The organism is Psychrobacillus psychrodurans (genome assembly GCF_050209195.1).
Lineage (GTDB): Bacteria > Bacillota > Bacilli > Bacillales_A > Planococcaceae > Psychrobacillus > Psychrobacillus psychrodurans.
This window is the reverse complement of record NZ_CP189791.1, coordinates 1,589,778-1,616,662: the sequence shown is the minus strand read 5'-3', so window position 1 is coordinate 1,616,662 and position 26,885 is coordinate 1,589,778. Positions and strand designations below refer to the sequence as shown.

The 26,885-nt window shown below is 35.5% G+C and carries 31 protein-coding genes; 7 read left to right on the top strand and 24 right to left on the bottom strand.

The features are described from left to right. Positions 1-2: 2 nt before the first annotated feature. Both scpB and ACQCPR_RS07590 read right to left on the bottom strand, forming a co-directional pair. Positions 3-569: an SMC-Scp complex subunit ScpB gene (gene scpB, locus ACQCPR_RS07595; RefSeq protein WP_427138673.1), complete on the bottom strand. Its 567-nt coding sequence runs from the start codon at positions 567-569 to the stop codon at positions 3-5. Next, positions 562-1,341, bottom strand: a complete 780-nt coding sequence (locus ACQCPR_RS07590) for a segregation/condensation protein A (protein ID WP_090561848.1) — start codon at positions 1,339-1,341, stop codon at positions 562-564. The genes scpB and ACQCPR_RS07590 overlap by 8 nt, the downstream gene beginning before the upstream one ends. Positions 1,342-1,395: 54 nt before the next feature. Here ACQCPR_RS07590 and ACQCPR_RS07585 point away from each other — a divergent pair, with 54 nt between their 5' ends. Then, complete coding sequence (locus ACQCPR_RS07585; RefSeq protein WP_427138672.1) at positions 1,396-1,899, top strand: DUF309 domain-containing protein; 504 nt, start codon at positions 1,396-1,398, stop codon at positions 1,897-1,899. An 8-nt stretch (positions 1,900-1,907) separates the two neighbouring features. Here ACQCPR_RS07585 and ACQCPR_RS07580 read toward each other — a convergent pair whose 3' ends face one another. From ACQCPR_RS07580 to ACQCPR_RS07525, 12 genes are all read right to left on the bottom strand, one after another. Then, positions 1,908-2,267 carry a GNAT family N-acetyltransferase gene (locus ACQCPR_RS07580; RefSeq protein ID WP_427138671.1) on the bottom strand — a complete coding sequence of 120 codons (360 nt, stop codon included), beginning with the start codon at positions 2,265-2,267 and terminating at the stop codon, positions 1,908-1,910. Between the two features lie 304 nt (positions 2,268-2,571). Continuing rightward, positions 2,572-3,888, bottom strand: coding sequence for a diaminopimelate decarboxylase (lysA, locus tag ACQCPR_RS07575; RefSeq protein ID WP_427138670.1), 1,317 nt, complete (start codon positions 3,886-3,888; stop codon positions 2,572-2,574). A gap of 68 nt (positions 3,889-3,956) precedes the next feature. Then, positions 3,957-5,387 (bottom strand): spore germination protein, encoded by a 1,431-nt coding sequence (locus ACQCPR_RS07570; RefSeq protein WP_427138669.1) that lies wholly within the window; start codon positions 5,385-5,387, stop codon positions 3,957-3,959. Positions 5,388-5,401: 14 nt separating this feature from the next. Next, positions 5,402-6,184 (bottom strand): SigF/SigG family RNA polymerase sporulation sigma factor, encoded by a 783-nt coding sequence (locus ACQCPR_RS07565; RefSeq protein WP_090561857.1) that lies wholly within the window; start codon positions 6,182-6,184, stop codon positions 5,402-5,404. Then, entirely contained in the window at positions 6,184-6,630 is a 447-nt protein-coding gene (spoIIAB, locus tag ACQCPR_RS07560; protein WP_090561859.1) for an anti-sigma F factor, read from the bottom strand. Before spoIIAB ends, ACQCPR_RS07565 begins: the two co-directional genes overlap by 1 nt. Further along, complete coding sequence (locus tag ACQCPR_RS07555; RefSeq protein WP_090561861.1) at positions 6,620-6,976, bottom strand: STAS domain-containing protein; 357 nt, start codon at positions 6,974-6,976, stop codon at positions 6,620-6,622. Before ACQCPR_RS07555 ends, spoIIAB begins: the two co-directional genes overlap by 11 nt. 789 nt (positions 6,977-7,765) lie before the next feature. Then, positions 7,766-9,055 carry a thymidine phosphorylase gene (locus ACQCPR_RS07550; protein ID WP_427138668.1) on the bottom strand — a complete coding sequence of 430 codons (1,290 nt, stop codon included), beginning with the start codon at positions 9,053-9,055 and terminating at the stop codon, positions 7,766-7,768. Positions 9,056-9,164: 109 nt separating this feature from the next. After that, complete coding sequence (gene deoB / locus ACQCPR_RS07545) at positions 9,165-10,343, bottom strand: phosphopentomutase (protein ID WP_427138667.1); 1,179 nt, start codon at positions 10,341-10,343, stop codon at positions 9,165-9,167. Positions 10,344-10,415: 72 nt separating this feature from the next. Next, positions 10,416-11,315 (bottom strand): site-specific tyrosine recombinase XerD, encoded by a 900-nt coding sequence (gene xerD, locus ACQCPR_RS07540; protein ID WP_090561867.1) that lies wholly within the window; start codon positions 11,313-11,315, stop codon positions 10,416-10,418. Positions 11,316-11,543: 228 nt separating this feature from the next. After that, complete coding sequence (locus ACQCPR_RS07535; protein ID WP_090561869.1) at positions 11,544-11,987, bottom strand: Fur family transcriptional regulator; 444 nt, start codon at positions 11,985-11,987, stop codon at positions 11,544-11,546. Between the two features lie 85 nt (positions 11,988-12,072). Then, entirely contained in the window at positions 12,073-12,540 is a 468-nt protein-coding gene (locus ACQCPR_RS07530) for a hypothetical protein (RefSeq protein WP_090561871.1), read from the bottom strand. 50 nt (positions 12,541-12,590) lie between these two features. Beyond that, entirely contained in the window at positions 12,591-13,139 is a 549-nt protein-coding gene (locus ACQCPR_RS07525; RefSeq protein ID WP_269920875.1) for an NUDIX hydrolase, read from the bottom strand. An 88-nt stretch (positions 13,140-13,227) separates the two neighbouring features. Here ACQCPR_RS07525 and ACQCPR_RS07520 point away from each other — a divergent pair, with 88 nt between their 5' ends. Continuing rightward, on the top strand, positions 13,228-14,130 hold the full coding sequence (locus ACQCPR_RS07520) for an aldo/keto reductase (RefSeq protein ID WP_427138666.1): 903 nt from the start codon (positions 13,228-13,230) through the stop codon (positions 14,128-14,130). Positions 14,131-14,326: 196 nt separating this feature from the next. On the opposite strand, the gene ACQCPR_RS07515 is transcribed toward ACQCPR_RS07520, so the two are convergent. The 3 genes from ACQCPR_RS07515 to ACQCPR_RS07505 all read right to left on the bottom strand — a co-directional run bounded on the left by ACQCPR_RS07515 (position 14,327) and on the right by ACQCPR_RS07505 (position 18,137). Beyond that, entirely contained in the window at positions 14,327-16,450 is a 2,124-nt protein-coding gene (locus ACQCPR_RS07515; RefSeq protein WP_427138665.1) for an AAA family ATPase, read from the bottom strand. Positions 16,451-16,683: 233 nt separating this feature from the next. Further along, on the bottom strand, positions 16,684-16,947 hold the full coding sequence (locus tag ACQCPR_RS07510; RefSeq protein ID WP_427138664.1) for a DUF3886 domain-containing protein: 264 nt from the start codon (positions 16,945-16,947) through the stop codon (positions 16,684-16,686). Between the two features lie 8 nt (positions 16,948-16,955). Beyond that, a complete protein-coding gene (locus ACQCPR_RS07505) occupies positions 16,956-18,137 on the bottom strand; it encodes an acetyl-CoA C-acetyltransferase (RefSeq protein WP_427138663.1) in 1,182 nt (393 codons plus the stop codon). Positions 18,138-18,243: 106 nt separating this feature from the next. Between ACQCPR_RS07505 and ACQCPR_RS07500 the strand changes: the two genes are divergently transcribed. Further along, on the top strand, positions 18,244-19,140 hold the full coding sequence (locus tag ACQCPR_RS07500) for a hydroxymethylglutaryl-CoA lyase (RefSeq protein WP_427138662.1): 897 nt from the start codon (positions 18,244-18,246) through the stop codon (positions 19,138-19,140). 11 nt (positions 19,141-19,151) lie between these two features. Next, positions 19,152-20,081, top strand: a complete 930-nt coding sequence (locus ACQCPR_RS07495) for an alpha/beta hydrolase (protein ID WP_427138661.1) — start codon at positions 19,152-19,154, stop codon at positions 20,079-20,081. A gap of 62 nt (positions 20,082-20,143) precedes the next feature. Here the strand turns inward: ACQCPR_RS07495 and ACQCPR_RS07490 are convergent, their stop codons facing one another. The 5 genes from ACQCPR_RS07490 to yneA all read right to left on the bottom strand — a co-directional run bounded on the left by ACQCPR_RS07490 (position 20,144) and on the right by yneA (position 23,919). Then, complete coding sequence (locus tag ACQCPR_RS07490) at positions 20,144-20,362, bottom strand: YneF family protein (protein WP_090561886.1); 219 nt, start codon at positions 20,360-20,362, stop codon at positions 20,144-20,146. Positions 20,363-20,571: 209 nt separating this feature from the next. Continuing rightward, a complete protein-coding gene (tkt, locus tag ACQCPR_RS07485; protein WP_427138660.1) occupies positions 20,572-22,572 on the bottom strand; it encodes a transketolase in 2,001 nt (666 codons plus the stop codon). 86 nt (positions 22,573-22,658) lie between these two features. Next, entirely contained in the window at positions 22,659-22,892 is a 234-nt protein-coding gene (locus ACQCPR_RS07480; protein ID WP_090561890.1) for a DUF896 domain-containing protein, read from the bottom strand. Between the two features lie 62 nt (positions 22,893-22,954). Then, a complete protein-coding gene (locus ACQCPR_RS07475; protein ID WP_427138659.1) occupies positions 22,955-23,605 on the bottom strand; it encodes a YneB family resolvase-like protein in 651 nt (216 codons plus the stop codon). After that, positions 23,602-23,919, bottom strand: coding sequence for a cell division suppressor protein YneA (gene yneA, locus ACQCPR_RS07470; RefSeq protein WP_427138658.1), 318 nt, complete (start codon positions 23,917-23,919; stop codon positions 23,602-23,604). Before yneA ends, ACQCPR_RS07475 begins: the two co-directional genes overlap by 4 nt. A gap of 173 nt (positions 23,920-24,092) precedes the next feature. Between yneA and lexA the strand changes: the two genes are divergently transcribed. Then, a complete protein-coding gene (lexA, locus tag ACQCPR_RS07465) occupies positions 24,093-24,713 on the top strand; it encodes a transcriptional repressor LexA (RefSeq protein ID WP_090561896.1) in 621 nt (206 codons plus the stop codon). A 186-nt stretch (positions 24,714-24,899) separates the two neighbouring features. Here the strand turns inward: lexA and ACQCPR_RS07460 are convergent, their stop codons facing one another. Further along, entirely contained in the window at positions 24,900-25,256 is a 357-nt protein-coding gene (locus tag ACQCPR_RS07460) for a peptidoglycan-binding protein (RefSeq protein ID WP_427138657.1), read from the bottom strand. Between the two features lie 38 nt (positions 25,257-25,294). Then, on the bottom strand, positions 25,295-25,474 hold the full coding sequence (locus ACQCPR_RS07455; RefSeq protein WP_427138656.1) for a M23 family metallopeptidase: 180 nt from the start codon (positions 25,472-25,474) through the stop codon (positions 25,295-25,297). Positions 25,475-25,700: 226 nt separating this feature from the next. On the opposite strand from ACQCPR_RS07455, the gene ACQCPR_RS07450 reads away from it, so the two are divergent. Both ACQCPR_RS07450 and ACQCPR_RS07445 read left to right on the top strand, forming a co-directional pair. Then, positions 25,701-25,871, top strand: coding sequence for a hypothetical protein (locus ACQCPR_RS07450; RefSeq protein ID WP_427138655.1), 171 nt, complete (start codon positions 25,701-25,703; stop codon positions 25,869-25,871). Positions 25,872-26,081: 210 nt separating this feature from the next. Further along, a complete protein-coding gene (locus tag ACQCPR_RS07445) occupies positions 26,082-26,621 on the top strand; it encodes a hypothetical protein (protein ID WP_090561900.1) in 540 nt (179 codons plus the stop codon). Positions 26,622-26,885 lie beyond the last annotated feature (264 nt).

Here is a 26,885-nt window from a genome sequence, read left to right as displayed (position 1 = left end):
TTCTACCCTTCAAAGGTCTCTTGAAATTTCGTCATAAATAAATCTGTGTCTTCCATTTCATCAACGGACAAATCTTCAGGTAGTGGCGGAAGTGCTTTAATATCTTTTAACCCAAAGTATTGAAGAAATTCAGTTGTCGTTCCATATAAAATAGCCCGACCTGTCCCTTCTGCACGGCCTATTTCTTGTATTAGACCTTTAGAAGAAAGAGTATGAATTGGTCGCTCTGACTTAACACCACGAATTTCTTCAATCTCTACTCTCGTAATAGGTTGCTTATAAGCAACAATTGCTAGAACTTCAAGAGATGCCTGCGACAATGACTGATTTGTTGGATTCTCTACTAGTCTCTGAATACTATCTATATTTTCTTGCTTCGTAACTAATTGATAGGTTCCTGCTAATTGCTTTATCTCAATTCCCCTAGTGTGATTCGTTTTATATTCCTGTATCATTTCCTGGAGGATCGCTTCTATTTCCTCATATGCCGAACTAGTTAGGAAAGCTAATTGTTTTTTAGTTAGACCATCCTCTCCACTTACAAATAATAGACTTTCTATATTACTCATCAATTTCATCTTGGAATTCACTTTCTATATCTTCCTTTCGCAAATGCACAAACAAATCTTCAAAATTACTTTTTTGTTCTACATGTATAATCTGACGTTTCATCAGTTCAAGTAGAGATAAAAAAGTAGTAACGATCGAGGTCTTATCTCTTGTAGGGAATAAATCGTAAAACGATAATTTCCCTCCTCCCTTTTTCAAAACCTCAATAACATTTTTCATCTGAGCTTTAATCGATATTTCTTGTTTACTTATTCGTGTATGAAGTGGTGCATTTATTTGTTTTCTTCGCAACATTTTTTGAAAAGCACCTAGCATATCGTACACATTTGCGTCTAATTCAAGTAATTCTAATTGTTTACTAGTTTGGTATTCACTTAAATCTGTTGGTGGCCTAGAATAATAGAGTGAACGTGTCTCCTCCATCTCATGCAAGTTTTCTGCTGCTTCTTTATACTTCTTATATTCTATTAATCTTAGTACAAGTTCATCCCTTGGATCTTGTAAATCCATATCGAAATCATCGTCCATGTCATCGTCTTGGTGAATTGGCAATAACATTTTACTTTTAATCGATAGTAAAGTTGCAGCCATTACTAAGTATTCACTTGCTTCATTGAGTTCTAGAACACGCATTGCGTGAACATGTTCCATATACTGCTCTGTGATTTCCGCCATTTTTATATCGTATATATCTATTTCCAAACGATTTATTAAATGTAATAATAAATCTAGAGGTCCTTCAAACGCTTCTGTTTTTACTTCGTAAGTCATAAAACTCCACCTATTATCGGTTTTTAACATTATTATAGAGGAAAGGTGATTGTATTGCACCCTACATTTCATACTAGTTTTGTCGCATTTCTAAAACATTTCAATGAAACCTTCGATTATTTTGAGTGTCACGAGTTATTGGAAGACTATTGGAAGGAAGTTTCTCCAAGGCATAAAAATCATGCGTTAACTGCTCTAATCTTGTTAGCAACTTCTATGTATCACTGGCGTCGCGGAAATCTAACTGGAGCTATTAAAACGATGAGAACAAGTATTAAAAGAATGGAAATAACGAAGAATTCTCCTTTCTTTGAAAACCTAGATTTCCAAAAGTTAACAAAAAATATGACATCTGCACTCGAATTAATGAGTAGTAACCAAAAGTTTCAAGGATTTACTATCGATATAACTAATCCTAGTCTACAAACGCAAGTAAGTCGCGTCCATTTAGAAACGAATGAGGACATACATTTTCTTATTCATAAACATATGCTTCGGGATCGTTCAGAAATACTGGAGGAACGAGAAAGAGAGAAAAAAAAGAGAGATGACTTATAAAATTAAAGTCATTCCTCTTCTTTTTTTGTTTGGCATTTAGTATAAAATGATTCTACATCCTCAGATGGCTTTATGGAATTAGTTTGTAAAACGGCTGGAAGTTTTTCCAACATTTTTTCACCAAGACCTTCACCACGGTGTGAAGGGTTGACTGAAAGATGTTGAATTACTGCTTCAGTACCTTCCATTCGTACTCCTATTAATCCTACTAAGTCGTCCTCTTTCTTCCAAAGAAACAAATGCCACTCTGGATTTGTCTCATACTCATGAATTGTTTCTAATAATTTTTTTACATCTTTTTCATGAGGCATAAAGGAAAGTAGCCCCATTGAAATTTTTTCAAATGTTTTTTTATAGCGAAGTAGCATAATTAAAACCCTCTTTTAATTTCTTGGCTTGTTTATTCATTCATTATTGATATTATACATACGAATATACAACTCTAATTTGAGACCCTTACAAGGGTAATTTAGTTCGCAAAATCTATAAACGTATCATACCCAACACTAAATTAACATAGTCCAATTTCTTAAAATATCTGTATTCGCACCTTAACTTACCATTTTTACAAATTCGCATTTGGTGCTATAAATAACCAGTATATGACACCCCATACTATTCCAACAATAAAAATCATTAGAAATAGCATTACGTTTGCCTTTTTCATCTTGTTCACTCCTTCTCCATTGTTAAAGGAAGGTCAAGATGTATGAGGTCTTCCAACGTCTCTCTTTTCACAGCTAATTGATGTTTACCATTTTCTACAAATACTACCGCTGGTTTCGTTAAACGATTATAGTTACTAGCCATGGAATAACCATAAGCGCCTGTACAGAACATAGCTAGAATATCTCCTGGCTCAGCAACAGGTAATTGTATATTTTCGATTAGCTTATCACCAGACTCACAACATTTACCAGCAATTGTATAATTATTTGTTAACTTTTCGTCCATTTTGTTTGCAATAACTGCGTCATATTCAGCTCCGTATAATGCAGGTCTGATATTGTCGGACATACCTCCATCAACTGCTAAATAATTTCGAACATCTGGTACAATTTTTTCAGATCCGACAGTATATAACGTAGTTCCTGCATCTCCAACTAATGATCTACCTGGCTCTATCCAAATTTCTGGCATTTTAAAAGAAGAATTATGCACGAGCTCTTTTACAATTTGTATCATTTCTTTTACATATACAGCTGGTTCAAGCGGAGCATCCTCATCTGTATATTTTATACCGAAGCCACCGCCTAGATTTAATACACCACATAAGAAGTTATAATCTGTATACCACTCTATCATTTTAGTAATTAGCTTCTCAGCAGCCACCTTAAAACCAGTCGTGTCAAATATTTGAGAGCCAATATGACAATGCAAACCAAGCAGCTGAATATATTCATCCTGATATACATCCAGAAATGCTTGGTCAGCTTGTCCATTCAACAGATCAAACCCAAATTTAGAATCTTGTTGACCCGTTGTAATATAATCATGCGTATGGGCTTCAACACCAGGTGTTACCCTTAATAAAACATTAACTTTTTTCTTGGTTTTTGCAGTAAGAATCTTTAATAATTCTATTTCATAAAAATTATCGACAACTATACAACCAATATTATGCTCAAGAGCTAATAATAATTCTTCTTTACTTTTATTATTTCCATGAAAATGAATTCTTTCTACTGGATATCCTGCTTGAATCGCAGTATATAATTCTCCAGCAGATACCACATCTAATGATAAGTTTTCTTGTTTCATCAATTGATACATTGCAACACTTGAAAAAGCTTTACTCGCATAAGCAACTTGTGCCGATATATGTTGATCTCGGAATGTCTGGATGAATGCATGTGCTCGTTCTCTAATTAGAGACAGATCGTACACAAACAATGGTGTTCCATATGTTTTTGCAAGCTCTAAGCTATCTATTCCACCAATCATTAAGTGACCTTTTTCGTTTACAGCATGCCGTGAAACTAGCACCATTTAGTTCGCCTCTTTTCCCTATATCTATTAAAACTTTATCACAATAGATAAGGAAATGGCAATGCACATTATGAACGTTTACGATCTGGTGATCTTGTTATAAATGGTCGTTTCGCATCATCAGGCATTGGAAACCTAATGATCAAACGCATAAATGCCCTTGGAAAAAAAGGTTGAAGTGGCCATAAATAAGGCACATTTAAAGGTTTAACAGAACATACGTACCAAAGCAATGCTAAAGAAGCTACAAAAAATCCACTCGGTCCAAATAACGCTGTACTCAACAGAATAATCGTCCTAAATATTTTTGTTGTAATACTAAGCTCATATGAGGGAATAGAAAAAGTGAATATCGCTGTTATAGCAGTATATAAAATAACCTCTGGCACAAAAATTCCTACATCAACAGCCATTTGTCCAATAACTAACGCAGCTATAATCCCCATCGCAGTTGATAGCGGAGTAGGGGTATGGATAGCAGCAAGCCTTAAAAATTCTATCCCAATATCTGCAAATAGAAGCTGTAATAACAGCGGTATGTCAGTGGATTCTTTCGGTCCAATGAAATCAAGAGCCTTTGGTAAAAACTCTGGATGTACCGATAATAAATACCAAAATGGTAAAAGAAATAAACTTAGAAGAACCCCTACAAATCGAATCCACCTAACCACTGTACCAATTGCTGGTGCTTGCCTGTATTCCTCAGCATGTTGTAGGTGGTGAAAAATAGTCGTAGGTACTATAACTACGGATGGAGATGTATCTACTACTATTATTATATGTCCTTCTAGTAAATGCGCTGCTGCTATATCTGGCCTTTCTGTAAATCGTACAAAAGGCAAAGGGTGAAACCCTTGTTTAAATAGCCATTCCTCTAATGCTTTGTCCGTCATAGTAATTCCATCATGTTTTATTTGCTTTAATCGATCTCGAATTTGAGTAAGATTATCTTCATTAGCAATATCTTTAATATAAGTTATTGCAATATCAGTTTGACCTAACTCCGTAATTTGGTGTAGCTCAAAGCGCAAATTGGTATCCCGAATCCTTCTTCTAATGAGTGCTGTGTTTTGGATTATGTTTTCTGTAAATCCATCCCTTGAGCCTCTTACAACCTTCTCATTATCAGGTTCTTCAGGTGATCTTCCAGGGTACGAACGAACATCTATTGTATATACTGAACCATTTGTTAATATAAAAGTTACTTGTCCACTCAAAAGTGCAGCAAGCCATTTTTCCTTGGAATCATATTGCGTAATAGAGTAATACGGTAAATAATGCTCAATAATATCATTTTCGCTTATTGTTTTATCTGTAATTTTCATTTGGGTGTTCGTTAATAATTGTGTAATTACTAGGCCATCAATCAGTCCAGTAATAAATACGAGTAGTACAGGAAATTCATATAAATGGGTATGTAAAATTCCCACATCAAAAGACTCGTTTTCACCGAACTTTTCTTTTAAATATAATTCTGCTTCATCCTTACTAGTAAACAAGGGTTTCGTTTCAATCACCTATCTTTTGCATTTGTATTCGTATGACCTACTGGTACTAGCCAGGTTTTTAATTGAGTTAATATTTTCTTCTCTAGTCTCGACACTTGTACTTGGGAAATTCCTAATCGTTCAGCAATGTCACTTTGTGTACAATCAAGATAATAGCGTAAATAGATAATCATTTGCTCTCTTTTTTCCAGCTTTTCTACTAACTCACGTAACGGAATATGCTCAAATGGTTTCTCAGAACGCTCGTCCTTCATTTGATCCATTAACGTTAGTGCATCCCCGCTATCATTTTCATAAAGCTGCTCCTGCAACGATGCCGGATCACGAAGAGCATCTGTGGCCATCACTATTTCTTCTCGTGAAACCTCTAAAATATGCGCAAGCTCCAAAATAGTTGGTTGACGCTCAAACGTTTTTAAAAAGTCATCCGTAGCATGACGAATTTTAAAATTTAACTCCCGAATCGAGCGACTGATTTTCACCATTCCATCATCTCTTAAAAACCGCTGAATCTCCCCTATAATCATAGGAACCGCATACGTTGAAAACTTCACTTCATAGGACAAATCAAATTTATCTACCGATTTCATCAAGCCAATACAGCCGATTTGAAACAAATCCTCTAGATCTGCTCCTCTTGATGCAAACCTTTGGACAATAGACCATACAAGCCTAGTATTACCCTCAATCATTTGCTGCCTTGCTAATTTATCACCAGTCTGTGATAGCGCTATGAGCTCTCTCATTTTTTCTTGAGTTAGTAAAGTAGACGGTTTTTTATTTATCATTAGACGATCCTACAAGATTCCTGGATTGGTACAAATTGCTTTGTTATTGTTACAGTCGTCCCCCTATCAGGAATGGAGTAAATCTCAACTCCGTCACTAAAGCTTTCCATAATTGTAAAGCCCATTCCCGAACGTTCCTGCTCAGGCTTTGTCGTAAATAGTGGTTCACGTGCTTGATTTACATCACGTATTCCACGTCCATAATCTACTATAGAAACGATAATTTCTCTATCTACTCTTTGTGCATGCAATTCAATTTTTCCGATACCATCTTCTTCATAACCATGAACGATAGCATTCGTTACAGCTTCAGAGATGACTGTTTTAAATTCAGATAACTCTTCAATTGTCGGATCAATCGTTGCGATAAAACTAGACATAACCATTCTAGCTAATGCCTCATTCTCACTTTTAGCGATAAAAGATAATGTGATCTCATTGTCCATAAACTATTCCCCCTAACTTAGACATTATTTCAATTTCGGATTCGCTATAGATATAAGGGCTTAAACCTGCAAACTGAAAAATTTTACGCATTGTTGGTGACGGATTTACAATAATTGTTTGTCCATCTATCGGAGCAAGCTCTCTCATTCTGCCTAAAATTAACCCTATCCCTGAGCTATCCATAAAATTCAAATCTTTCAAATTCCAAACTATTACTTTAATAGACCCGTTTTTTATCATTGGAACTATCTCATTTCTAATATCATTTGTACTGTGATGATCTAATTCACCTTTTAATCGAATAATAATAATTTCGTCTCCTACTTTTTCTACTTCATGAATCATACAATCGCCTCCTTAGATAGCGCTATTCCACATGTTCCTTGAAAACTCCTTGCGCTTGACAAAAGTAGAAGAAATCATCTCTTATTAGTCGATTTTCGACAGAGGGTGGTCATTTAAAGTATGGGAACATATTCTTTTTTTTAATCAAAAAATAGGCATCTCGCTAAAGTTTTTAAAAACCTTAGCGAGATGCCTATTTTGAATGTTTTAAACTGGAAAAAAGTCGCCGTTTAGCAAGTAAACGTCACCCTAATGCAAGTAAGTAGACATGGAGAGCAAGTAAACGAAATAATTGTATTTCTCCACTTTGTTGAGACATTGGAAAAATAAACCACTTCGCAAGTAAATGTCCCTCATGAGCAAGTAAAACTACTGCTTCCGCAAGTAAACAGTCACAGAGAGCAAGTAAACCTAGAATACTTTATTACTGCAAGTAGCATTTCTATAGCTTCTTCCTTTGTGGCTGCCTTTTCGCAACTACTACCATTTTCAAAAATATCTTCGGTTTAATCATCAGTACCGTTTCCATTTAATGTATCATTAGATTCCACTTTTCCAGTTTTAAGATGCACCTCGAAAAACTAATTGGATCCTTCAAATTTGTATTAGTTAAGGAAAATTTGAAGTCTATTTAAAAGTTAGCTAATATTATATTAGCTCAAAATGGAATTCAATATATCAAATTTTAAAAAGTGATCTAGTTTTCTTTCATGTATTTTTATTTATTTCTACACTTATTTAAAATAAAAAAGTTGGTAAGCTAAATCCAATTAGCTAACCAACTTTTTTTTACATTATTTTTAAAATAGAATTGTTTTTGATTGGTTCATCTTCAATAATTTTATAAGCTTCTTCAATCAACTTAATTGATTCCGCTACATCATCTTTGTTTGAATATAGAATAGCTAATGTATCACCTTTTTGAACTTCTTGACCAGTTAATGATACCAGTTTAACTCCTGCATCAAAATCAAGGGTATCCGCTTTTGTTAAACGACCTGCACCTACTAATAGAGAAGCCATACCAATCAATTCAGCATCAATTAAATTGATATAACCATCTTTTACAGCTTTTACTTCAATCGTATGCTTAGTATCTTTCGGATTAATATCAGAAGCATCTCCGCCTTGAGCAGTTATAAACTCTTTGAATTTTTCCAATGCAGCACCATTTGTAAGTGTTTCTACTACTTGTTTTTGCGCTTCATCTTCACTTACTCCAGTAGCTAATTGATACATTTTTGAAGATATAGCTATTGTAACTTCTAACAAGCCTTGCTCACTATCTTTATAGTTTCTAAGGAAATCATGTGCTTCTGCAACTTCTAATTTATTACCAATGTTATGACCTAAAGGTTGGTTCATGTCAGTGATAACAACTGATACTTTTCGACCTAAACTTTCACCAATGCTAATCATAGTAGAAGCCAATTCTGTAGCATGATTTAAATCCTTCATGAAAGCACCTTTACCACATTTGACGTCTAGTACAATGCCGTCTGCCCCACTAGCAATTTTCTTACTCATAATTGAAGAAGCAATTAACGGGATTGAGTCCACAGTACCTGTTACATCTCTTAAGGCATATAATTTTTTATCTGCTGGAGTTAAATTACCAGATTGACCAACAATCGCAATTTTATGTTCATTTACCTGCTGTATGAATTGATCAGAAGTTAATTCAACATTAAAACCTTGTATAGATTCTAATTTGTCTACAGTACCACCTGTGATACCTAATCCTCTTCCACTCATTTTTGCAATGGGAATGTTTAATGATGCTAAAATCGGTGCAACAAGAAGACTAATTTTGTCTCCTATTCCTCCTGTTGAGTGCTTATCAACTTTGAATCCTTCAATAGAAGATAAGTCAATAACATCACCTGATTCAACTATAGATTTTGTTAACCATGATGTTTCATCTTTATTCATTCCATTTATTAAGATTGCCATCAACATTGAACTCATTTGATAGTCTGGAATTTCATCATTTGTATACTTATTAATCATATATTGTATTTCTTCTTCGGTTAATGAATTGTTTCTTTTTTTCTTATCGATTAAATTAAGCATATTCATAGTAATTAATCTCCTTACACATATCTTTTATTTTTACAAACTTAATATTAGGCGTCCACCTGGAGTGGAATTTTACTATCCTTATGAAATTAATTCATATAAATATGGATTATCTTAATAGAGAAAGGAAACTCTCTCCGAATTCGGTAGTCGATACACCAAAGTTTTCACTAATCGTTGCTCCAATGTCGGCAAATGTATTACGTAGTGGTAACTCGGTTATTTCCTTAAATTTTGGTGAGTATACGATTAACGGAACATATTCTCGCGTATGATCTGTTCCTGGCATAGTTGGATCATTTCCATGGTCTGCAGTAATTATCAACAAATCTTCCTCTGTTAACTTTGGAAATACTTCTTTTAAACGTACGTCGAATTCTTCTAGAGCTTTACCATAGCCTAACGGATCGCGGCGATGACCAAATAATGCATCAAAATCAACTAGATTTAAGAAACTGATTCCTTTAAAGTCTTTATCCAGTGTAGCGATGAATTTATCCATCCCATCCATATTATCTGTTGTTCTTTCCGTAGAAGTGATACCCTCACCATTATAAATATCGTTAATTTTACCAATTGCGATTACATCTAGTCCCTCGTCACTCAGTTCGTTCATCGCTGTACGACCAAAAGGTTTTAACGCGTAATCATGGCGATTTGATGTACGAACAAATTTACCCGGTCCTCCGATAAAAGGACGAGCAATTATGCGACCTACTAAAAATTCCTCCGACAGAGTTAACTCACGTGCAATTTCACAAATACGATACAATTCTTCTAATGGAATTATTTCTTCATGTGCTGCGATCTGTAGCACAGGGTCAGCAGATGTATATACAATGATGGCACCAGTTTTCATATGCTCTTCGCCAAGCTCATCTAAAATTTCTGTTCCACTTGCCGGTTTGTTTCCAATTACTTTACGACCAGTTTTCTCCTCTAATTGGGAGATTAACTCCTGGGGGAATCCGTCTGGATATACTTTAAACGGTTTATCAATATTAAGACCCATGATTTCCCAATGTCCAGTCATTGTATCCTTACCAACAGAGGCTTCCTGCATTTTACCAAAATAAGCGGTAGGCTCCGCCTGTCTAGCAATCCCTTGAATATCATCAATGTTACCAAGTCCAAGTTGTTCCATCTGAGGCATATGAAGTCCGTTCATTTTTTCTGCAATATGCCCAATTGTATGTGATCCTACGTCACCAAAGACGTCGGCATCTGGTGCTTCTCCAATACCTACAGAATCCATTACAATAACATGTATGCGCTTAAATTTATTCATTTTATAACCTCCTACTATTTTCTTCTAGTTTACCAAAAAAAAACAAAATGTACAGGTCAGACCTCTGACAATTTATGCTCTAGGATGGAATTGTTTATAAACATCCTTTAAACGGCTTTTGCTAACATGGGTATAAATTTGAGTCGTAGAAATATCGGCATGTCCTAGCATCTCCTGAACAGCACGTAAATCCGCTCCATTTTCGATTAAATGTGTTGCGAATGAATGGCGAAGTACGTGAGGTGTAATTTCTTTTGAAATCCCTGCTGTAGTAGCATGCTTATTTAATAACTTCCATATTCCCTGTCTAGTTAGACGTTTTCCACGTTGATTAATAAAAATTGCTTCCGTTTTTTCGGACTTCAATAATTCTGGTCTTGCATTCTCTATATAAGTTACACATGCTCTAATGGCAGAACCACCTAAAGGTACAATTCGTTCTTTGCCACCTTTTCCAAATACACGAACAAATCCCATGGATAAATGAATATCTTCCAGATTTAAGTTCAAACACTCACTAATCCGCATCCCACTAGCATACAAGAGTTCAAACATTGCTAAATCTCTTTGGCCCTGTGGTTTGGACTGATCAATACTATTTAATAGATTATTCAATTCCTCCACTGACAGATATGTAGGCAGTTTTTGTTCTAGTTGGGGCAAATCTAAATGGACAGAGGGATCTGTGTTCGCCACTTTCTCTCTTAATAAAAATTGATGAAAGGAACGTATAGAAGAAATATGCCTAGAAATGGTTCGAGCAGATTTTCCATTTTCTTTTAAAGATCGCAGATACAAAACAATATGCGTGCGCTCTATCTCATTTAGACTATGTAGTTGCTGCACTTCAAATATATGATGTAAATAGTCGGTTAAATCTTTTTTATAGGAGGTCAATGTATTACTCGCTAACTGGCGTTCAATTTGCAGGAAGTGCATATAATCCTCTAAATGTAGTATTCCATTATTCATGTTATTCACTCCTTTTAATGAGACAATCTAGGCAAATTTCGTAATGAAGAATTTAAAGTAAAATAGATTTCCGTTCTACTACCCTTTCATTCTTCGAAACTAGCGAAGCAATGTGAAAGAATTTACCGCTCCCACTGGAATCACTAGTTTGTGTGTAATTATATTGAAATAAATTATGTAATTGACTTAATCATTTAAAAAAAGGATAGCAATAAGCTATCCTTTTGTTTATTTATCCTCTTGGCAACGGTAGCATATACCGTGAAATGTTAGACGATGGTCTTTTATTCTAAAGTTCCACTTCTTTTCTACAATAGCTTCTACATCTTCTAACAAATCTTCTTGAATTTCATCTACAGCTCCACATTCAATACATACTAGATGATGATGAAAATGCGCTGCACCTTCTTGTCTTAAATCATAGCGAGATACGCCATCACCGAATTGAATTTTATCTACCACATTCAATTCGTTTAATAACTCAAGCGTTCTATAAACTGTTGCAAGTCCTATATCAGGTGATATTTCTCTAACTAGTAAAAATACATCTTCTGCACTTAAATGATCTTCCTCATTTTCAAGCAAAACTCGGACCGTCGCTTCTCGCTGCGGCGTCAGTTTATAGCTCGCACCAGATAATTGTTTTTTTATACGATCAATACGGCTTTCCATATGACGCCTCCTTAACTGAATCCATTATACCAATAATTGAATTCTCATTACAAGAGATTCACATAATAATAACTATTAATAAAAACTAATTATTAAATAATATAAATGGTATTAAGATGGATTCTATAATTATAACAATTATATAAAAGGATAGCGAAAAAATATTAATACGATTTGCTAAAGCTAATAACAAGACACAATACACTAGCTGAAATGGAAACCACCAAAACACATAAGGAAAAGTAGATTCCTGTGTTTGTAGTATATAACTCGAACAATATCCATAGAATGTAATCTTAAATGCACAAATAACTAAAATTAGCTTTCGTAAAAAAGGATGCTGATAAAATAAAAAAAACACAATGGCAAACATAAGGTGAGGAAAAATCGTTTCTAAAAAAGTAGGCTGTTCTATTAATAGAACGCGTGCATCCAAGAGATTAATAATCCATTGCTGCTGTTCTGCCGTACTTTTTTCAAATAATACTAAACCTCCGATAAAACTAACAACGAGTACACATAATGAGATGAAAATAGTATAAGTCTGGTTCAAATTGGAACACCCCCCTATCTACTTTCATCATATGCTTGTACTATCTTAAATCATGCTTCTTTAAAATAATCTTTCAACCAAATATATGCAAAGGCAGTTTTAGCATCATAGATTTGTTGTTTTTTAACCATTTCTTCCATCTCGGAAAGACTCACATGTAGTAATTCTACAAACTCATCTTCATCCAGGCCTACTGGTTGCTCCAACTTTTCAATATTCTCTGCAAAATATAGATGAATAATCTCATCAGCAAACCCTGGTGATGTGGCAAATGATTGAATGTATTGAAGTTTGTCCGTCGTATAGCCCGTCTCTTCTTCCAATTCACGCAGCGCAGTTATTTCGGGAACTTCATCAATCTCTATTTTTCCAGCGGGAATTTCAATAATTGATCGTTCTAAAGCTTTTCTATATTGTTCCACTAAAATTATTTTCATATCTTTTGTTACAGCTATGACCGCTACAGCACCAGGGTGTTTGACAATCTCTCTATTACTAGTTTTACCATTTGGTAGTTCTACTTCATCTATCTGAAGAGATATTATTCTTCCTTTATATTTAACCTCAGATTGAATTGTTATTTCCTCAAATTTTTTCAGAACGAATCGTCCTCTCGTTTCTAGTGTTTCACTTTAGTTGAATCTATCTATTTGACATTGTACCATGTAGAAAAGGACGTGATGAAACTTGAAGAAAAGACAATTAGGTAAAAGTGATATATACGTATCTGAAATCGGACTAGGATGCATGTCACTCCCATCAAATCAAATAGATGCGGATAAAATTATTCAAGTAGCACTTGAAAACGGTATTAATTATTTTGATACAGCAGATCTTTATAATAAAGGTGAAAATGAAAAGATTGTTGGTAATGCCCTTAAGAGCAATCGACAAAATATTATATTAGCTACGAAGGTTGGAAATCGACTCAATAATTCTGGTGATGGTTGGTCATGGGATCCAACTAAGGAATGGATAACAGATGCAGTTCATGCCTCTTTAAAGCGACTTCAAACTGATTATATAGATGTTTATCAGCTACATGGGGGCACGATGGAAGACAATGTAGAAGAGGTTATAGACACAATGGAATCTCTTCAAAAAGAAGGGTTAATTCGTGAATATGGCATATCCTCTATTCGCCCAAATGTCATAGACCGATTTTTACGCAAAAGTAATGCCGTCTCTGTTATGATGCAATATAGCCTACTAGACAGAAGACCCGAAGAGTGGTTTTCCTTGCTAGAAGACCATCAAGCTTCCCTGTTCACGCGGGGAACAGTTGCAAAAGGTTTCCTTACAGCAGATGGTCTTAATCGTGCAATTAAAACAAAAGATTATCTTAGTTACACGCAGAAAGATTTAGTTGATACTATCAAAAAATTACAAACATTAGAAGCTCCGATTGCTTCTATTGCACTTCAATTCGTGTTACAAAGAAAAGTGACAGGTTCTCTGATCATTGGAGCTAGTAACTCGGAACAATTACTTGAATCGATCGAAGCTTATAAACAGCAAGTGCCAGACACCATTCTATTACAAGCAGCAGAAATAACAAAGCAAGAGTTGTACACGGAGCATAGAGTTTAAAGGAACCTTCATAATTAGGGAAGTGCTGAAACAAGAATATCGCGGTTTGTGGGACTATGATAGCTTCCTATGATATGAAATCTTTAAGCCATGCTAAACGATGTAATATAGTAAGACATAAAGCCTAATACATCCTACTTTAATAGTTACACGAAAAAACACCCCCTGAATAGCTTTCAGGGGGTGTTAAATATTTTTATACTTTGCGAACAACAATTTCATCATCCATAACATCTACATGGACCTTTTTAATCATTTCTTCCTCTAAAATAAGATCTGTTAATGGATCTTCAATTTTGTCTTGAATCACTCTGCGAAGCGGTCGAGCACCGAACCGTTTATCGTAACCTAATTTGACCAAGGTTAGTTTTGCTTCCGACGAAATCGTCATATCAATATTATTATCTGAAATTGTTACTAGTAAATCTCCAAGCATCAAGTCTATGATTTTTAGTAAATTTTCTTCTGTCAGTTCATTGAATGCGACAATAGCATCGAAACGGTTGAGAAATTCTGGTTTGAAATAAGCCCCTAGCATTTCAAGCATATTGATGGATTCATGTGCTGGTTGATTGAATCCTACACTTACTTTTTTGTCGCCTGTTCCAGCATTACTCGTCATTATTATGACCGTATCCTTGAAACTGACTGTACGGCCATGCGAATCCGTTAATCGACCATCTTCCATTATTTGCAGGAACATATTTTGTACGTCAGGATGTGCCTTTTCAATTTCATCCAACAATAAGATGGAATAAGGATTACGGCGAACATGTTCTGTCAGTTGACCTGCTTCCTCATGGCCTATATAACCTGGAGGAGAACCAATAATTTTAGACACCGAATGTTTCTCCATATATTCACTCATATCAAGACGAATTAACGTATCACGTGAACCAAATAATTCCTCTGCCAGCACTTTTGTAATCTCTGTCTTACCGACACCTGTTGGACCGACAAATAAGAAAGAACCAATAGGTCGATTTTTAGATTTTAGCCCTGCACGACTACGACGGATCGCTTTGGCAATTTTATCGACCGCATCTTCTTGGCCAATTACTTTTTCACTAAGATTTTCTGCGATTCCTTTCATTTTTGCCTGTTCTGCTGCTTGTAGTTTTGTCACAGGAATTCCAGTCTTTTCTTCTACGATTAATTCGATATCTGCTACCGTCACATTTACTCGAGCTATGTCCTCATTTTGTTTTACCTGCTCCAATTGTTTCCGCAACTGGATTTCCTCAAAGCGTAAATTTGCCGCTTTCTCGTAGTCTTCTTTTTCTGCGGCTTGATCTTTTAGCTGAATGACTTCGTTAAGACGTGTTTCGATTGACTCCGAATATGCTGACGTATGTGTCAGATTTAACCGTGCCCCCACTTCATCCATCAAGTCGATTGCTTTGTCTGGTAAAAATCTATCTTGGATATACCGTTGTGATAAAGTAACAAAAGCTTTAATCGTTTCATCTGGATAGTGCACTTCATGGAAGTTTTCATACCGATCCTTGATACCATTTAGAATGTGAATCGTATCTTCTGTAGATGGTTCCTTTACAATAATTGGTTGGAAACGACGCTCAAGTGCAGCGTCTTTTTCAATTTGACGATATTCTTTCAACGTCGTTGCACCAATAAGTTGCATTTCTCCACGCGCCAAAGCAGGCTTCAAAATATTACCGGCATCCATTTTTGAACCTTCTGCCGTGCCTGCCCCAACGAGTAAGTGAATTTCATCAACAAATAAAATCACGTCTTTCCGTGTTTGAAGTTCCTCGATTAATTGTTTTATTCGCTCTTCGAATTGCCCTCGAATACCGGTGTTCGTTACGAGTGAAGCGACATCTAACAAGTACACTTGTTTGTTCATTAATTTCACAGGTACATCGCCTTCATGGATTTTTACTGCAAGTCCTTCTGCAATAGCAGTTTTACCAACACCTGGTTCCCCAATTAGAACGGGATTATTTTTATTTCTTCTATTTAACGTTTCAATGACACGTTTTACTTCTTGATCACGTCCAATTACTGGATCAATCCGCCCATCTTTAGCATCGTTGGATAGGTTTTTACCAAGTTGATCCAACAAACTATTGCCATGAGATTCTTCAAGCTGTCTCGTTTGTGTTCGTGCCTGTTGGCTCCCATTCGATTGGAAAAAATGTTCTGCATCATTGCCAAATGACGGTATTTTTCCTGCAGTCAATTGCCCTTGAATATCTTGAAAACATACGTGGCATAAGTTCATTTGCATTCCTTGATGATTCAACTGCACTTTCAGGCTCATCGTTGCATCATTTTTACTACAATGTTGACATTTCATATTTATTTCCTCCTATATACATAACTTTTTGACTTTGACTATATTTAACCTTTGAGATTAGTATACACTGACCTTTTTTGACTTTCAAATAAGATGCTTAGCTTTTGAATCTATTTTGCTGACTCTTTGCAGACAGAGTTATTTCGCTAAAAACTATGTAATGAATATAATTATCAAACAAAAAAACAGTTTAGCAATCCATTTATTGGATTACTAAACTGTATCTAATTCACCTAGAACTTAGAGCCACCAAAGCCATATTCATCTAGTAGTTCTTCAAATGATTTGTTCTTTTCTTTTTCTTTCTTTTCGAAAGCGAGTTGTGCTTGTCTTTCTTCCTCTTTTTCTTGTTCAGCTGTTACTAATTGTTTCTTCGTTTCTTTTAGTTTTGCTAGAACGTCAGATGAAAGTTTGTCAGACAATGAATTCCCTTCATCCAATTGCTTAGCAGGCTTTACTTGTTGTTGTCTTTGTTTTTTCTTAGCCAATATGTTCACCTTCTTTATTAACGTTTAACTATGGTTGCAACTCCTTGGCCACCACCGATACAAAGTGTTGCTAGACCGGTTTTCGCATCTCTCTTCTTCATTTCGTGAAGTAAGGTAACGAAGATGCGTGCACCACTAGCCCCAATCGGATGACCTAATGCAATCGCTCCACCATTTACATTTAGTATATCATGATTAAAGGATAGCTCTCTATCAACAGCAATCGATTGTGCTGCAAAAGCTTCATTTGCTTCAATTAAATCGATATCCGCTAATGATAATTGAGATTTGTTTAATACTTTTTTTACTGCTTCCACAGGTCCAATCCCCATAATGCTCGGATCCACTCCTGCAGATGCATTTGCTACCACTGTCGCTAGTGGTTGAAGACCAAGTTCATCCGCTTTTGCTTTGGACATCACCACTACAGCAGCTGCTCCATCATTAATACCTGAAGCATTACCCGCAGTTACAGAACCGTCTTTTTTAAATGCTGGACGAAGCCCAGCTAGTTTTTCTTCAGTAGAACCTTTCTTTGGATACTCATCCTGAGAAAAGATTACTGGATCCCCTTTTCTTTGAGGAATTTCCACTGACACGATTTCATCAGCAAACTTACCTTCTTCTATCGCTTTAGCTGCTCTGCTCTGCGAACGTGCAGAAAATCTATCTTGTTCTTCTCTAGTAATATTATATTGATCACATAGGTTTTCAGCGGTTACCCCCATATGGTAATCATTAAAAGCACACCATAGACCATCTGAAATCATGCTATCTACTACCTTTTGATCGCCCATACGGAAGCCATCTCTAGCGTTTTTCAACAAATAAGGAGATTGACTCATGTTTTCCATTCCACCTGCAACAATAATATCTGCATCTCCTGCAATTATAGCTTGAGTAGCAAGATGAATTGCTTTTAAGCCAGAACCACATACTTTATTAATAGTAAGAGCAGAAACTGATTGTGGCAAACCAGCCTGAATAGTGGCTTGTCTAGCCGGATTTTGTCCTAAACCTGCTTGAAGGACATTCCCCATAATTACTTCGTCCACAGCATCTTTAGAAACCCCTGCTTTCTCTAATGCCTTTTCAATTACAATAGCACCTAGTTTAGTAGCTGGCACATCTTTCAAAGCCCCTTGAAACGAACCAATTGCAGTTCTAACTGCGCTTACGATTACAACTTCATTTGTCACGTGATTTCCTCCTTGTTTCCCCTGTATTAAACAAACTTCTACAAAGCAAAATTTAAATTTGCTTGTTTAACCATCCTTTCTTTACAATAAAGAGGGAGGGATGATTATGTTTAGTTTACCAAATAAAGTGACAATTATCGAGGTAGGTCCAAGAGATGGCTTACAAAATGAAAAAAACGAGGTGCCGACAGAAGTAAAATTAGCCTTTATCGAAAAACTGCAACTTGCAGGAATAGAGGAAATGGAATTGACTTCTTTCGTATCACCAAAATGGGTACCACAAATGAAAGATGCCATTGAAATAGTCACCCAAGTTAAAAAGTTGGGTAGACAACTCGTATTAACCCCTAATCATAAGGGCGTTGAATTAGCCAAACAATCCGGTGCACAGAATTTCGCCGTTTTTGTTGGGGTTTCAAACAGTTTTAATAAAAAAAATATTAATAAAACTACGACAGAAAGTATGGATGAACTCAAGCCTATTGTGGGAAAACTATTACAAGAAGGTCATTTTGTTCGTGCCTGTATATCCACTGCATTTTATTGTCCATATGAAGGAAAAGTAGATTCATCGGACACGCTTGCATTATGTAAGGAATTTGTTTCATGGGGTGTAAACGAACTTAGCGTAGCTGACACTATTGGAATGGCTAATCCGCAGGAAAGCTATGAATTATTCGACTCACTAAAGAAGGAATTCCCTGGTACACTAATAACTGCTCATTTTCACGATACTAGAAAAATGGGAATAGCCAATATTCTTGCTAGCCTACAAGCGGGAATTGATCGATTTGATACATCAGCTGGTGGTCTTGGTGGCTGTCCTTTTGCACCTGGTGCTACAGGGAATGTAGCAACCGAGGATGTTGTGAATATGCTACATCAAATGGGCATTGGGACGAATATAAATCTCGACTCATTGCTTAAGGCAGTAGAAGTGGTTGAACCGTATGTGTCCAGGCAGATAGACACGGGAATGTATAAACTATTTAAAAGTAAGTAGGGGTTGATCAGATGAAGAGACGTGTAATTATTTGGACGAGTATTTTTACTAGTGTCTTGACCGCTATGGCTACGTTCTTTGGTTTCTTTGTAACTAATAGGCTTATGTATATGAAGAAAAAAGAAAATGATTTTATATTAAATCGTGAAATAACTTCTAAACGATTAGATGAAGCCTGGTTTAACGCAGTAAATAAAACAGAACAATGGATTGAATCTAAAAACGGATATTCCTTAAAAGCTATTTTTGTCGAGCCATTAGAAACAAATAATTATGTCGTTATTTGCCATGGAGTTACAGAAAACAAAATTAACTCACTCCGTTTCGTTCGTATGTTCGAAAGACTAGGCTTTAATAGTGTCGTCTACGATCATCGTAGACATGGTGATTCTGGTGGCAAGACAACTAGTTTCGGCTTTTACGAAAAGGTAGATTTACAATCTATTGTTGAGGCAGTAAGAGAAAGAGCTGGGAAAGATGCGGTTTTAGGTATCCATGGGGAATCTATGGGCGCTGCTACTACATTATTGTATGCTGGTTCTATAATAGATGACGCTGATTTTTATATTTCAGATTGTGCATTTTCTGATTTTGAGCAGCAAGTTTTTCATATAATGACACAGACGACTCCACTTCGAACTAGTTTAGCCATTCGATTTGCTAATTTGTTTTTGAAACTTCGTGATGGATATACGTTAAATCTCGTTTCACCAATTGATGTTATAGACAAGATTGAAAAACCTGTCTTGTTTATCCACAGTTTACAGGATGATTTTATCTTACCTAAAATGACCGAAGATTTATACGAAAAAAAACAAGGCCCAAAGACTTTAAAATTATTTGATATTGGTGAGCATGCTAAATCCTTCAATGAAAACAGCAAGGAATATGAGCAAGTTGTTGCAGATTTCTTACAAGAAAATGGCTTACTAAACAAATAAAATCTATTTTCAGATGAAGTATAGTTTCTTTCAAATAAAAAAGCACTCAGTTGAGTGCTTTTTTATTTTTGCATTTTATTCATTTGATTCATCATTTGTTTAACTTGTTTTTCAGAAGGCTTACGACCCATTTGTGCCATCATCATACGAAGCATTTGTTCATTGATCGGTGGATTTTCTTTTAAATATTTCATCATATATTGACGTGCCGCAAAAAATCCTATTGCCACACCAGCGATTAAAGCAACGATTATAATAACAATCCAAATCCATGTTTGCATATATTCTCCTCCTTTACGAACTTATCTACGTGTACAAGACACCACCCCAAATTATACTATAGATTCTTTTTGCATTCTATTATAATTTTAAATAAAGTGAAACTTCACTTTGAAGGGCTATCTTCTACAGCAACCGCATGCAATTGCGGTATAAAAAAAAACAATTCGAATACTTAATATCAAAGTATTCGAATTGCTTGTACAACTGTTTACTTTTGAAGTAATGCTTTCATTTTTGCAACTACGTTCTCTACAGAGAAACCATATTCTTTCATTATAATTTCACCAGGAGCACTTGCACCAAATTTATCAATAGCAATTACGTCCCCTTCAAATCCAACATAACGATGCCACCCTAATGAAGCACCCATCTCAATTGCAAGACGTTTCGTTAAATGAGATGGTAATACCGCATTTTTATAAGCCGAATCTTGCTTCTCAAACAAATCCCATGATGGCATAGAAACGACAGAAACTTCGATTCCTTCTTTAGAAAGTGCTTGTTGTGCTTCCACAGCAAGACTTACTTCTGAACCAGTTGCAAGTAAGATTGCCTCCGCTTTTTCATTAGGTGCTGCAACATAAGCTCCTTTTGAAACTCCTTCTTTAGCTAGTTCAACGGAATTTTCAAGAGTCGGTAAATTTTGTCTAGAAAGAACTAAAACTGTAGGGTTATTTTTTGATGATACAGCTAGTTTCCACGCTTCTGCAGTTTCATTAGCATCAGCTGGACGGATCACAGATAAACCAGGCATTGCTCGTAAAGAAGCTAAATGTTCCACTGGCTCATGAGTTGGGCCATCTTCCCCGACAGCGATACTATCATGCGTGAATACATACGTTACAGGAAGTCCCATTAATGCCGATAAACGAATTGCTGGTCTTACATAATCACTAAATACGAAGAAAGTACCACCAAATACATTTAGCCCACCATGTAAAGCCATTCCATTTAAAGCAGTTCCCATTGCAAATTCACGTACACCAAACCATATGTTTTTCCCAGCATAATCATCAGCTGAAAAATCTCCAACATTTTTCATAGTTGTTTTGTTCGATCCCGCTAAATCGGCACTACCACCGAAGAAAGATGGTAGGTTTTGAGCAATTGCATTAATAGCTTCTCCAGAAGCAGAACGAGTCGCATGTGAAGTACCAGCTTCATATGTTTTAAGAGCGTCTGCATAGTTTTCAGGTAATTCACCAGAAATCGCAGTTTTTAATGTCGAAGCTAACTCAGGGAATTCAGACTCATACTTTTTCAGTTTTTCATTCCAAGCGGACTCTTCTTGAATACCTAATCGTTCTGATGCTTGTTTAAACGTGTCATAAACTTCATCTGGAACATAAAAGTCCTCTTCAAATAACCATTTATATTCAGCTTTAGCTAAAAGTGTTTCGTCTTTTCCTAACGGCATTCCGTGAGCATCTGACTTACCAGAACGGTTAGGAGAGCCAAACCCAATAACAGTTTTAACTTCAATAATTGTTGGCTTGTCATTTTGAGACTTCGCTTTTTCAATAGCACTTGAAATTTCTTCAATATTATTTCCGTCTTTTACATGAATGTAGTTCCAACCGTATGAATCAAATCGTTTTGCTACATTTTCTGAGAATGATTTATTTAAATCACCATCTAAAGAAATATCATTACTATCATATAATACAATTAACTTATCCAACTGAAGATGTCCAGCAAGAGAAATTGCTTCTGCAGCTACACCTTCCATTAAATCACCATCACCACATAAAGCGTAAGTGTAATGATCAATAATAGAATGGTTTTCTTTATTATAAGTAGCAGCTAAATGCGCTTCCGCCATCGCCATTCCTACCGCCATTCCAATTCCTTGACCAAGTGGACCTGTTGTTGCTTCTACTCCTGCAGTGTGACCGAACTCTGGATGTCCAGGAGTTTTAGAATCCCATTGTCTGAAGTTCTTAATCTCCTCCATTGGTAAATCATAGCCACCAAGATGAAGTAAGCTATATAAAAGCATAGAGCCATGACCTGCCGATAACACAAAGCGGTCACGGTTAAACCATGTTGGGTTACTTGGATTATGACGTAAATGTTTTGTCCATAATGTGTAAGCCATTGGCGCTGCCCCCATTGGTAAACCAGGGTGACCAGAATTTGCTTTATCGATTGCATCAATAGATAAAGTTCGAATCGTATTAATTGCTAATAAATCGGATTGTAATGACATGAATGACATCCTCTCAAACAAATTTTTTCTATATTTCTAGTTTAGACAAGAATGTCTGTATTATCAATGGTTTCTGAAATGATTAATTAATTCAGAAACTTTCCTTTCTTCGCTTCCTGAACTTTTACAGGTGTCACATCATTTCCTTCGGGGTCAATTATTTTTACACTTTCGATTGTATCTCTCATTGTGGAACGAAAAGTTTCCAAATATTCTTTGCGTAAAGAGCTTTGTTCTTTTGCTTCTTCAATAGAAAGACCCGATGTTTTAGATTTTCTAGATAACTCGCCAATTCTCGCTAATTTTTCTTTGCTTAACAATTTATTTCATCCTTTCACTTTATCTAAATATAAAGGTAAGGAAAAAACACACAGAGTGCAAGTCATTTCACTCCATGTGCTTCTATATACTCAATATAACGTCTATGTACTGTTGCTTTACTAATATTAAATCCTAAACCTTTTAAGGTCATTGAAATCTCTTCATAAGTAAGTCCTGCATTCCGAAGTCTGACTACTTCTTCTAAAGGAACATCTATTCTTTCTCTACCTTCAGGGTTCCCTTTTGTCTTTAAGTTTTTCTCTGGTCTATATCCCTCGGAGACCGCTTTCTTCATACCTCTTCTGATTTTAGCGTTGTGTAATTTCCTTTGATACTCTTCTACAAGCGCAAGTATTTCCAGTAACATAGAATCCATTTCATTTAAATTGATAACACCCTTGTCCTGTAAAGTATATATTGAGGTATTTGTTTTTTGAAGAAGATGCAGAACTGCCATTCTTCCATTTCCTCTACCAATTCGGGTTTCATCTTGAACAAATATCGCTTTAATTTCATTTTCTTTTATATAATCCAGTAAATCTAATAAGCCTTCACGTTCAATATCATATCCACTATGTTGATCTATAAATACTTTCTCTACTTCATAATTGTGTAGCGTTGCAAATTCTAATAGCTCTTCCTCCTGCCTTTGTAAAGATGTCTCTTGAGACTCTTTTTCAGTACTCACTCGACAATATATAACTGATTTCATTTAGGATCGCCCGCTATCTCCGTTTCATGATTGAAATGGTAACTTTTTTCCTCCACTGGGATTTTAAGCATCTCCCCAGCTTTAATATGTCCATCTTGTAAATTATTCATAGCTATAACCTTATTAATCCATACTTTTTTATCTTCCTTCACGCCATACTCATTTGCTAACTCCCATAAAGAATCGCCTTGCTCTATATTAATATGAAGACTCTCATCAGTTGAAAAAGAATTCGAGATTAATATAAACATTATAAAAGCAATACTACACGCTACAAATATTGTTAGAAAATAGTTTTCTTTAATCCAAGTCATAAATAATACCTCCAATAGAATGTGTGTTCGTAATGTATATTTCAATAATAATGCGAACACTTGTTTTTGTCAACAACAATTAGAACCTATGTTTGCATTAAAGTTCTTCGCCTGTTATACTATTAATAAGATAGAAAAGGATAGAGATTAATTACTCTAAAAGAGGTGAGCATATGAAAAAAGCATCTAAGAGACAGGAAGACATTCTAGCTTTTATAAAAGAAGAAGTTCGTAAAAAAGGATATCCACCATCTGTTCGAGAAATAGGAGAAGCTGTGGGCTTAGCCTCTAGCTCAACTGTACATGGACATTTAGCGAGACTGGAAAGTAAAGGCTTAATAAGAAGAGACCCGACTAAACCACGTGCCATTGAGATTCTTGATGGATTAGGTAGTATTGCTGAAAAACAAAATGTTGTGCATGTCCCACTTGTAGGTAAAGTTACCGCTGGTGTTCCCATTACCGCAATTGAAAATATAGAAGAGTTCTTCCCGCTTCCAGAAACTTTTGGTACTGCCGATGATAATTTATTTATGTTGGAGATTATGGGTGATAGTATGATTGAAGCAGGTATATTGAATGGTGACTACGTCGTTGTAAAACAACAGCAATCAGCCAATAATGGAGATATTGTCGTTGCTATGACAGAGGAAGATGAAGCAACTGTTAAACGATTCTTTAAAGAGAAGTCTTACTTCCGTTTACAGCCTGAAAACTCTTCCATGGAACCTATCATCGTAAATTCAGTTAGTATACTCGGAAAAGTAGTTGGTGTTTACCGCAATATTCAATAGATTTAACGTACTTGACAATATACTTAAATATCAGTAAGATAACGAAGAGCCGATATCATATTTCAACGAAAAGTGGACATTTTCGTTGAAATCATCGAAAAACCCCTTTACCTTTATGGTTGAGGGGTTTTATTTTGTCCGAATTTCTTTTTTTGTTAACATATTCTGTTTTCCTCTTAATGTTTTTTATTTTTTCTTTAAAGCAACTAAAGTTCTTGGCCCAACTATTCCGTCAACTGCCAAGCCGTTTTTCTTTTGAAAATCTTTAATAGCTGCAATTGTTAAAGTTCCCTCGATCCCATCAACCATTAGTTTATAACCTACTGAATTTAAAAGCTTTTGTACATCGGTTATATCTGTTTCGCTTATATAATTTAAAGGATTCACTGCATTTGGCTGCCCCGCCTCGTAAGATGGTATGTGAATTTCAAAATGCAAATGTATTCCTGTACTATTTCCTGTTGTGCCCTTTATACCAATCTGTTGGCCTTGTTTTACATTTTGTCCAATCTTTACGGTAAATGATTTTAAATGAGCATACAAGGTTTCATATTTCTTACCGTTTAAAGTATGGACAATTGTTATTGTGTTCCATAGCCACCTATAATTTTTGCTCTCGTCACTACTCCACTTGCTGATGCCTTTATAACCGGACTTCCATCACTTCCGAAATCCACTCCTTTATGCTCTTTAACTATATTATTCCTTCGAATTTCCCCAAAATGCGATGTAATTCTTCCTTCGCATGGTCTGATAAACAATGTTTTCCCCCCCTTCTAATTTAAGTAGAGATTCAATATCCCCTTACTAGTAAATGCTAAAATAAATAGTAACAAATAGTCAATTGCCATTATATTTATCAAATAAAATAATAAAATGGTTAAAAATGCGTAAATTTGGGTATTAGTATTTATAATTGAACATAGGTTAAATTAATTATATTATTTTTATATCAGCCTATATAACTATAAAGGGGCAAAAAAACTTATGAAACTAATTATAGTAGAACTAAAAAAGCTCATTAATGATTACTATAGATGCAATAACTACCATCTGAAGGAAGAAATTTTGATCGATATCAATTTGTTAAAAGATGCTATAAGAATCTTAGAAAAAAGAAAGTTAGAACTAAACACAAACAGCTCACTTGGTTATTAACCAAGTGAGCTGTTTTATATATTTTTTTAAACCATACTTTGTTTTACTGTATCTCTAAAACTCACCCACCTATATAAACTACTTCAAATCCCTCCATATTTATATTATTTATTCATACGAGATAATCAATCTAACTAGTCCGATTAATTTATAGGACATATATTATTGTATGCCGATAATTTGGCAAATCTATTAAAAGGAGGTGATTATATGGTTCTTGTACTTCAAGAGTTTACTACCCCAGCTAATACAGTTGTCATTGCAGATACAGCTGCACCACCCGGAACACTTCCTACACCTGCAGTGTTAACTCCACCAGCAATGGTTTCACCCTTGATAGACGGAAGTAATGCTTACATTTGGTCTCCAAACACAGAATCCAGCCAAACAGTAACATTTCAAAGCACCTTTGATATTGGTACTTTGCCAATTCTAACTCTAGCATTACCACTTTCTGCTTATTATGCTTTTGCAGCAAACGAAACCGTTTCAGTTACTGCATCTTTAGAAGTAGTAAATCTACTTGGTACCGTAATTGCTACAATCCCGCTTTTTGTAGGAGCAAACTCAGGTAGCTCTCAGGACGTTGCAATTACATCCGGAGACACATTACTTGCAGTAGGCCTTTTAGGCAATGCAGGTCGTATTGTAGTTAATGCCACTGTAACTTCTCCAGTAGCTGCTGGATACTCACCAAATCCCGGTAGATATTTGGGACAACTTACAGTGCACAGTATTCTAGCATTGTAGTATGGATGAAGAAATAAAATAAGGTAACAGTTTTTTGCCGTCAGTAACACATTGAAATAGAGAAAAATGCTCCTCTTCTAACAGAGAAAAGCACAAATTTCTAGGAACAAGCCCTCCTTGTTTGTGGAAATGTATATATTTTGGAGGGGCGCGTATAAAACCGCGCCCCTCCAATCTTTCTATTAATAATTAACTATACAATTGCATTATATAAACTTACTAAAGGAATAACAACAAAAAGGAACGATACTAACATTTCAAAAA